The sequence below is a fragment of the Stenotrophomonas sp. MH181796 genome (assembly GCF_009659995.1).
Lineage (GTDB): Bacteria > Pseudomonadota > Gammaproteobacteria > Xanthomonadales > Xanthomonadaceae > Stenotrophomonas > Stenotrophomonas riyadhensis.
In genome coordinates this window covers 112,365-120,958 of sequence record NZ_RAHU01000010.1, presented here as the reverse complement: position 1 = coordinate 120,958, position 8,594 = coordinate 112,365, and the positions used below count along the sequence as shown (strand labels likewise).

The 8,594-nt window shown below is 68.0% G+C and carries 8 protein-coding genes; all 8 read right to left on the bottom strand.

What is annotated here, in order from left to right; all coding sequences use genetic code 11:
- Positions 1-179: 179 nt before the first annotated feature.
- Positions 180-806, bottom strand: coding sequence for a CDP-diacylglycerol--glycerol-3-phosphate 3-phosphatidyltransferase (pgsA, locus tag D5301_RS22620; RefSeq protein ID WP_012510614.1), 627 nt, complete (start codon positions 804-806; stop codon positions 180-182).
- Positions 807-824: 18 nt separating this feature from the next.
- Complete coding sequence (gene uvrC / locus D5301_RS22615; protein ID WP_106467615.1) at positions 825-2,669, bottom strand: excinuclease ABC subunit UvrC; 1,845 nt, start codon at positions 2,667-2,669, stop codon at positions 825-827.
- Positions 2,666-4,078, bottom strand: a complete 1,413-nt coding sequence (locus D5301_RS22610; RefSeq protein WP_110711799.1) for a hypothetical protein — start codon at positions 4,076-4,078, stop codon at positions 2,666-2,668. The genes uvrC and D5301_RS22610 overlap by 4 nt, the downstream gene beginning before the upstream one ends.
- A complete protein-coding gene (locus tag D5301_RS22605) occupies positions 4,075-4,563 on the bottom strand; it encodes a low molecular weight protein-tyrosine-phosphatase (RefSeq protein ID WP_110711798.1) in 489 nt (162 codons plus the stop codon). Before D5301_RS22605 ends, D5301_RS22610 begins: the two co-directional genes overlap by 4 nt.
- Positions 4,560-5,333, bottom strand: a complete 774-nt coding sequence (gene kdsB, locus D5301_RS22600) for a 3-deoxy-manno-octulosonate cytidylyltransferase (RefSeq protein WP_153856951.1) — start codon at positions 5,331-5,333, stop codon at positions 4,560-4,562. The genes D5301_RS22605 and kdsB overlap by 4 nt, the downstream gene beginning before the upstream one ends.
- Before the next feature lie 74 nt (positions 5,334-5,407).
- Positions 5,408-6,427, bottom strand: a complete 1,020-nt coding sequence (gene lpxK / locus D5301_RS22595; protein WP_110711796.1) for a tetraacyldisaccharide 4'-kinase — start codon at positions 6,425-6,427, stop codon at positions 5,408-5,410.
- On the bottom strand, positions 6,427-8,175 hold the full coding sequence (msbA, locus tag D5301_RS22590) for a lipid A export permease/ATP-binding protein MsbA (RefSeq protein WP_110711795.1): 1,749 nt from the start codon (positions 8,173-8,175) through the stop codon (positions 6,427-6,429). Before msbA ends, lpxK begins: the two co-directional genes overlap by 1 nt.
- Positions 8,172-8,594 (bottom strand): biopolymer transporter ExbD, encoded by a 423-nt coding sequence (locus tag D5301_RS22585; protein ID WP_004152323.1) that lies wholly within the window; start codon positions 8,592-8,594, stop codon positions 8,172-8,174. Before D5301_RS22585 ends, msbA begins: the two co-directional genes overlap by 4 nt.

The following is an 8,594-nucleotide window of genomic DNA, read 5'->3' as shown; positions in this document are numbered from 1 at the left end:
GCTCTACCAACTGAGCTATTCCCGCTTGGGAGGCGAAATTCTACCCGTTCCAAGGATGGCGTCAAGCGCTTTTTTCAGGGTCTGCGAGGTGCCCGGCGCCACGTATCCACGCCATGCGTGGATAGGCGCACCGATGGGGTCAGCGCTCTTTCCTGCGGAAAAGGATCCGACCCCGGGGCTCAGTTGCCCAGCTTCTTCTGCCGCGCACGCTCGCGCGCCGCGCGCTCGTCATCGCGCAGGCTCGGCCAGGCGGCGTGCAGGTACTGCAGGCCCGACCACAGGGTCAGCACCGCGGCGATCGCCAGGGTCCAGTCGCCGATGTGGAACACCGGCCAGCCCATCCAGATGTCTTCCACCGGCACGTTCGGTGCCACCGAATACAGCAGGCACAGCAGCGCGACCATCTGCGCGGTGGTCTTGACCTTGCCGATCATCGCCACGCGCACCTTGGCGCGCTGGCCGAGTTCGGCCATCCATTCGCGCAGCGCCGATACCGCAATTTCACGACCAACGATGACTGCCGCCCAGAACGCCATCCACGGCGTCGGGTGGCCCTGCACGATCAGGAACAGCGCCACCGCCACCATCAGCTTGTCCGCGACCGGGTCGAGGAAGGCGCCGAAGGCCGACTCCAGCTGGTAGCGGCGTGCGATCCAGCCATCGAGCCAGTCGGTGATCGCAGCCAGGCCGAAGATCGCCGCCGAAGCGAAGTTGGTCCAGGTGTAGGGCAGGTAGAACACCAGCACCAGCACCGGGATCATCACGATCCGCAACAACGTCAGCCAGGTGGGCAGGGTCAACTTCATGCTTGCGTGCTTCTCTCTCTACTCGGCCGCATCAGGCGTGGCCAACCCGTGCAGGTTAGCGTAGATACGTGCCGCGAGGGCGTCATTGATGCCTTCCACCTTGGCGATTTCCGCTTCACCAGCGGCTTTCAGGCCGACCAGGCCGCCGAAATGCTTGAGCAGGCTGGCGCGGCGGCGCGGCCCAATGCCGGGGATGTCCTCCAGCTTGCTGGTCATCCGCGCCTTCTGGCGGCGGCCGCGGTGGCCGGTGATGGCGAAGCGGTGCGCCTCGTCGCGCACCTGCTGGATGAACTGCAGCGCCGGATTGGCCGCGCCCGGGCGCAGCTCGCGGCCATCGGGCATCACCAGCGCTTCATGCCCAGCGCGCCGCTCCACGCCCTTGGCCACGCCCACCAGCAGCACGCCTTCCACGCCCAGGTCGGCCAGCGCGGCCTGGGCCTGGGCCAACTGGCCGGCGCCACCGTCGATCAGCAGCACGTCCGGCAGCACGCCCTGCTCTTCCACTGCGCGGCGGAAACGGCGGTCGATGGCCTGGCGCATGGCGGCGTAGTCGTCGCCCGGCTCGATACCGCTGATGTTGAAACGGCGGTACTGCGCACGCACCGGGCCGGCGGCGTCGAACACCACGCACGAGGCCACGGTGGCCTCGCCCAGGGTGTGGCTGATATCGAAACACTCGACACGCTTGACCGGCTCGGCCAGGCCCAGCATGTCGCGCAGCGCGTCGCTGCGCGCGTGCTGCGCGTTGCGGCTGTTGAGTTCGGTGGCCAGGGTCAGCTGCGCGTTGCGGCTGGCCAGTTCCACATAACCGGCGCGTTCGCCGCGCACGTTCCACTTCAGCTGCACCTTGCGCTCGGCCGAGGCTGACAGCGCGGCCACCAGCAGGTCGGCATCGGGAATTTCGCGATCCAGCAGGATCTCGCGCGGCGGCTCGAATTCGATGTAGTACTGCGAGACGAACGCGGCCAGCACTTCCTCCGGGCTCTCCTCGCCATTGGTGCGCGGGAAGAACGGGCGGGTACCGAGGTTGCGGCCATCACGGAAGGCCAGCAGCAGCACACAGGCCTGCGAGCCCTGCATGGCCACCGCCAGCACGTCCAGATCCGCGGCGCGACCATCCACGTACTGGCGGGTCTGCATGCTGCGCAGTGAAGAAATCAGGTCACGCAGGCGCGCGGCCTGCTCGAACTCCAGCGCCTCGCTGGCGGCCTGCATCTGCTCGCCCAGCTCGCGGGTCAGCTCGTCGCTCTTGCCTTCCAGGAACAATGCGGCGCGACGCACCGATTCGGCGTAGTCCGGCGCCGGCACCAGCTCCACACAGGGCGCGCTGCAGCGGCCGATCTGGTACTGCAGGCACGGCCGCGAGCGGTTGCGGAACACGCTGTCCTCGCAGCTGCGCAGCTTGAACAGCTTGTGCATCAGGTTCAGCGTTTCACGCACCGCGGTGACCCCGGGATAGGGCCCGAAATAGCGACCGGGAATGGCACGCGGACCACGATGCAGCGCGATGCGCGGCCAGTCCTCGCGGGTCAGCAGCACATGCGGATAGGTCTTGTCGTCGCGCAGCGAGACGTTGTAGCGCGGCGACAGCGACTTGATCAGCTGGTTTTCCAGCAGCAACGCCTCGGCTTCCGAGCGCGTCACGGTCACGTCCATGCGCGTGATCTGCGAGATCATCGACATGATCCGCGCGTTCTTCGGGCTGCCGTTGAAATAGCTGCCGACGCGGTTGCGCAGCGCGCGCGCCTTGCCCACGTACAGCAGGGTGTCGTCGGCCGCGTACATGCGGTACACGCCGGGAGCGGTGCTGAGCTGGGCCGCGAAGGCCTTGCCGTCGAAGGCCGGGGCGGGAACGTCGGTCATTCGCTGATCGGCACTTCGCTGAGCACGCCGCTGTCGGGATCGAATCGCAGGACGGCATGGGCGTCGGTCTCGGCGATCCATACCGCACCGGCCCCCACCGCCAGGCCGGCAGGGCCATGCAGGCGGCGCGGCAGCGGCTGGGTGGTCAGTTCACCGCCGCCCAGGCGCAGCGTGCGCAGGCGACCGTTGCCGGTATCGGCAATCCACAACAGCGGCGCGTCCGCGCTCAATGCGATCGCCTGTGGGAACTGCAGGCTGGCCTGCGCGCGCGGACCGTCGTCACTGCCGAAGCGCCAGGGCCCCTGCCCGACCAGCGTCTGCACCAGGTCGCCACGCAGCTGCAGTGCACGCACCGAAGATCCCAGGGCATCAGCCACGTACAGCACCTGTTGCACGACGGCCAACGCGGTGGGTTGGGCGAAGGCGGCCAGATGCCCGCTGCCATCGCGCTCGTCGATGGCACCACTGCCGGCGCGCCATTGCAGGCTGCGCTGGCCCAGGTGGTAGCTCCAGATGCGGTTGTCGCCGGCCATCGCGATGTGCAGCTGGTTGTCGGCGATGGCCAGGCCGACCGGATGGTCCAGCGAGACCTGCCGCGCCTGCGCCACCGGACCCTCCACCGGCGCACCAGGGCGACCATTGCCGCACAGGGTGTCGACGATGCCGGTCAGCAGGTTGATACGGCGCACCGCGTGGTTGCCGGTGTCGGCGACGTACAGCGAATCGCGCTCCAGCACCAGCGCCTGCGGGCGGTGGAACGCCGCTTCGGCGAGGTTGCCGTCCATGAAATCGGCGGTACCCAGCCCGAACTGGCGCAGGATGCGGCCACCATGGCTGCATTCGAGGATGCGGTGATGGCCGCTGTCGGCGATGTACAGGCGTTCGGTACTGACCGCCAGGCCAAGCGGGAATCGCAGGGCCTGGCGCGGCTCCGGATGCAGCTCGGTACCACCGCGTGGCGGCGCCAGCGGTGCGCCCTCGCACAGGGCGTTCAAGGCACGCTCCAGTTCACCCGGCGCACCCTGCCCGACCAGGCGTTGCTGCTCGCGGCCCTGCGCGTCCAGCAGCACCAGGGTCGGCCAGGCGGTGACGCCGAAGCGGCGCCAGCCATCCCAGTCGGCATCGAGCAGCACCGGCATCGACAGGCCCTGGCGGCGCAGCAGCTTCAGCGCGGTACCGGCGTCGCGTTCGAAATCGAAGCGCGGCACCTGCAGCACCAGCGGCTGCAGCTTGCCGGGGTGGCGCGACAGCCATTGGCCGAATTCGGCCAGGCGTTGCGCGCTCCAGGCGGAGGCGGCGTTGACGAACAACAGCGCCACCGGCCGACCGCGCAGTTCGGTCAGGGTGCAGGGGGTGGCATTGAGCCAGGTGGCGAACTCGGGCAGGTCCGGGACGGGCTGGACGTTCATGGCCCGATTATGCCGGAGTCGGCGTCATGCAACAGTCGTGCCACCGCACGTTTTGCAGCATCGTCGACCAGCGACCAGACCTGTTCGAAATGCTCACTGCCGCCGGTGTAGGGATCGGGAATCGCGACCCGCCCCTGCCCACCCGACCACGGCAGGTACAGTGCCAGGCGTTCACGTTGGGCAGGTGTGGCCAAGCGCCCTGCATCGCGCAGGTTGGCTTCGTCGGCGCACAGGATCCAGTCGAAGCGGTCGAAATCCACGGCCTGCAACTGGCGCGCACGCAGGCCGCCGATGTCCACGCCGTGCCCGGCCGCGCAGGCGATCGCGCGCCGGTCCGGCGGTTCACCGACGTGCCAGTCACCGGTACCGGCCGAATCGACCTGCACCCGGCCTGCCAGCGGCGAGGCGTCCAGGCGGGCGCGCAGTGCACCTTCGGCCATCGGCGAACGGCAGATGTTGCCGAGGCAGACGACCAGCAGCTTCATCGTGCGGCCATTGCCTGCAGCAGCGTCTCCGCACGCTCCAGGTCTTCCGGGGTATCGATGCCGGGCGGGAACGGCTCCGGCGAGATCGCCACGCTGATCGGGTAACCGGCTTCCAGTACGCGCAGCTGCTCCAGCGATTCGACCTGTTCCAGCTGGCCCGGCGGCATCGCCGCGAACTGCTGCAGGAAGCCGGCGCGATAGCCGTAGATGCCGATATGGCGCAGCCAGTTGTGACCGGCCGGCAGCGTGTCGCGGCTGCGTGCGAAGCCATCGCGGTGCCAGGCGATCGGCGCGCGGCTGAAGTACATCGCCTCGTTGCGCGCGTTGCGCACCAGCTTCACCACGTTCGGGTCGAACAGGGTGTGCGCGTCTTCGACGGTCGTGGCGAGGGTCGACATCGGCGCATTGCCATCGACCAACGCCTCGGCTACCGCACGGATGCCGGCCGCGGGTGCGAACGGCTCATCGCCCTGCAGGTTGACCACGACGGTGTCGTCGGCCCAGCCAGCGATGCGCGCACATTCGGCCAGGCGGTCGGTGCCGGACGCATGCGAGGCGGCGGTCATCGCTACCTTCACTTCGGCCAGCCCGGACAGTGCGTCGGCAATGCGTTGATCGTCGGTGGCGACCCAGACCTCGCCGGCACCGGCCTCCAGCGCGCGGCGCGCCACGTGCAGGACCAGCGGCTCACCGCCCAGCAGGCGCAGCGGCTTGCCCGGCAACCGCGAGGCGGCATAGCGGGCCGGGATGGCGACGACGAATTCGGTCATGGGGCGGTACTCGGCAGGCTCGTTACAACGGGAATGCGGCCGGCGGCGCATGAATGCAAGCGCCGCCGCGCCACTCAGTTCGGTCGCAGCTTGTCCAGGCGGTCGGTCAGCGCCACCCAGAACGCGGCAGGCAGTTCGGCGCGCAACGGAACGGCGTAGTGCCAGTCGTTGCCGAACGCGCGGCATTTCACCGCGTCCTTTTCGGTCATCAGCACCGGTAGTTGGCTGCCGAAGGACAGGTCCTGCGGCTGGTAGGCCTGGTGGTCGGCGAAGGCATGCGGCACCACGCCGATGCCACGCGCGCGCAGCATGTCGAAGAATCGCTGCGGATGCGCGATACCGGCCACCGCGTGCACGCGCTGGCCCTTGAAGTACGACAGCGGGCGTGCACGGCCACCGGCCAGCGGCTGCGCACTGTCGATATGCAGCGCCATCGGCCACTGGCCGAAGCCACAGGCCTGGGCCGCCGTTTCCTCATCGGCCTGGCCGAGGTTGACCACGCGGAAATCGCATTCGCTGGCGCGGCTGACCGGTTCGCGCAGCGGCCCGGCCGGAATCATCCGGCCGTTGCCGTAGCGGCGCTGGGCATCGACCACCTCGATCTCGATGTCGCGCGCCAGCCGGTAGTGCTGCAGGCCGTCGTCGCAGACGATCACATCGCAGCCGGCCTCGATCAGCGCCTTGCCAGCAGCAACGCGGTCGCGGTCCACACGCACCGGCACGCCGGTCTTCCAGGCGATCAGTACCGGTTCGTCGCCCCCCTTGGCGGTCGGCGTATCGGCCTGCACCCACAGCGGCGTGTCGGCATCTTCACGGCCATAGCCACGGCTGGCCACACCGGGTTTCCAGCCGGCCGCACGCAGGCGCTCGACCAGGGCAATGGTCAACGGCGTCTTGCCGGTGCCACCGGCGGTGATGTTTCCGACCACGATGACCGGTACCGGCAGCGTGTAGTGCTTGCGCCAGCCACGCCGATAGGCACGCCGGCGCAGCGCGGTGACGCCGGCATACAGCGGTGACAGCAGGCGCATTGCCCACGGAACCGGACTGCCGTCGTACCAGTACGGCGGGGTCTGGGTACCCTTGCCAGCCATCAGTCCTGCCTTTCGCGGAACTGCATGCTGTGCAGATGCTGGTACAGGCCGCCCATGGCGAGCAGCTCCTTGTGGGTGCCGCGCTCGACGATGCGGCCGTGGTCCATCACCAGCACCAGATCCGCGTGCTCGATGGTCGACAGACGGTGCGCGATGACCAGCGTGGTGCGCTCCGGCATCAGGCGCTGCAGCGCGTCCTGCACCAGCCGCTCGGACTCGTTGTCCAGCGCGGCGGTGGCTTCATCGAGAATCAGGATCGGCGCGTCGCGCAGGATCGCGCGCGCGATCGCCAGGCGCTGGCGCTGGCCGCCGGACAGCAGCGCGCCGTTCTCACCCACCGGCGTCTGCAGCTGCTGCGGCATGCGCGCGATGAACTCCCACGCGTTGGCCGCTTCGGCGGCTGCGCGGATCTGCTCTTCGCTCGCATCCATGCCGTAGGCGATGTTGGCGGCGATGGTGTCGTCGAACAGCATGACCTTCTGCCCGACCATCGCGACCTGGCGGCGCAGGTCGGCCAGCGGGTAGTCATCCAGCGCGACACCGTCAAGGGTGATGCGTCCGCCACTGGGTTCGTAGAAGCGCGGCACCAGCCGGATCAGGCTGGTCTTGCCGCTGCCGGAACGGCCGACGATGGCGGTGACCGTGCCGGGCCTGGCGACGAAGCTGATGTCGTCCAGGGCAATGCCACTGTCCTCGCGGTAACGCAGCATGACGTGGTCGAAGGCCAGTTCGCCCCGCACGCGCTGCACCGTGGTGCGGCCTTCGTCGCGCTCGACCCGCATGTCGAGAATACTGAACAGGCGCTCGGCGGCGGCCACGCCCCGTGAGATCGAGGTCTGCACGCTGGTCAGGCGGCGCAGCGAGGGAATGATGGCCATCATCGAGGTCATCAGGCCCATGAACTGGCCCGCATTGAGACGCCCGGCCAGCGCTTCACGGGTCGACACCCATACGATCACCGCCAACGCCAGCGCGGCCAGGAACTGGACCACGCTGGAGGCGGCAGCACGGGTGACTTCCACCTTCATGTTCAGTGACAGCATGCGGTTGGCCAGGCGCGAGTAGCGCGAGATCTCGTGCTGCTGGGTGCCATGCACCTTCACTTCCTGCTGCGCGGCCAACGACTGCTCGGCGGTCTGCGCCATCGAGCCCATGCCATCCTGGATGCCACGGCTGATGCGGCGGTAGCGCTTGCCCACGTAAGACACGATCACCCCGATCAGCGGCACCACCACCAGCATGGCCACCGTGACCTTGACGCTCATCTGCAGCATCACCGCCAGCATGGCGATGATGGTCAGGGTGTCGGCCACCACGGTCTTGAGCGCATCAGCGCTGGCCTGGGTGACCTGTTCAGTGTCGAAGTTCAGGCGGCTGACCATCACCGGCGTCGCTTCGGTATCGAAATGCGAGGACGGCAGGTGCAGGTACTTGGCCAGTACCTGCTCGCGCAGGTCACGCACCACGCTGCGACCGGTCCTGGCCAGCGCATAGTCGCTGACCCAGGTCGCGGCGCTGCGCATCAGGAACAGGCCGAGAATGGTCAGCGGCAGGATCACCGCCATGCGTGGTTCGGGATTGACGAAGCCCCGGTTGACCAGCGGCTCCATCAGCTTGGTGAAGTGGTAACCGGCCAGGGCTTCGACCACCATGGCGATCACCGCGGCCACCATGAACACCCAGTAGGCGTGGGTGTACCCCAGCAGACGTTTGTAGATCGGCCACACCGGCGCGTGATTGGAACTCATGGACGCACCTCGGGTGCTGTTGCAATGGCAATACGGCGGAAACCGAGCTGACCCAGCGCATCCTGCGCGGTCACCACGGCCTGGTAGGGAGTGCGCGCGTCGGCACGCAGCAGAACGGTCTGTTCACGATCGCTGCCGGCCACGGCGGCGATGGTCTGCTTGACCGACTCGACGTCGCTGCGCAGCACTTCCTGGTCATTGATGAAGTAGCGGCCTTCGGCGTTGATCAGCACGCTGAGCGAACGCGGTGGTTCATTGGTCTGCTGCTGGCTGGCGGTCGGCAGCTGCACCTGCAGCGTCGAGCGCGCATCGAAGGTGGTGGTGACCACGAAGAAGATGATCAGCACCAGGATGACATCGATCAGCGGAACCAGATCGATATGCGGCTCATCCTGGGATCGGTCGTTGCCGATACGCAT

What these genes read in the sequence shown, in the direction of transcription:
- pgsA (WP_012510614.1), bottom strand. Translation starts at nt 806, where the DNA reads ATGAAGTTGACCCTGCCCACCTGGCTGACGTTGTTGCGGATCGTGATG.
- uvrC (WP_106467615.1), bottom strand. Translation starts at nt 2,669, where the DNA reads ATGACCGACGTTCCCGCCCCGGCCTTCGACGGCAAGGCCTTCGCGGCC.
- D5301_RS22610 (WP_110711799.1), bottom strand. Translation starts at nt 4,078, where the DNA reads ATGAACGTCCAGCCCGTCCCGGACCTGCCCGAGTTCGCCACCTGGCTC.
- D5301_RS22605 (WP_110711798.1), bottom strand. Translation starts at nt 4,563, where the DNA reads ATGAAGCTGCTGGTCGTCTGCCTCGGCAACATCTGCCGTTCGCCGATG.
- kdsB (WP_153856951.1), bottom strand. Translation starts at nt 5,333, where the DNA reads ATGACCGAATTCGTCGTCGCCATCCCGGCCCGCTATGCCGCCTCGCGG.
- lpxK (WP_110711796.1), bottom strand. Translation starts at nt 6,427, where the DNA reads ATGGCTGGCAAGGGTACCCAGACCCCGCCGTACTGGTACGACGGCAGT.
- msbA (WP_110711795.1), bottom strand. Translation starts at nt 8,175, where the DNA reads ATGAGTTCCAATCACGCGCCGGTGTGGCCGATCTACAAACGTCTGCTG.
- D5301_RS22585 (WP_004152323.1), bottom strand. Translation starts at nt 8,594, where the DNA reads ATGCGTATCGGCAACGACCGATCCCAGGATGAGCCGCATATCGATCTG.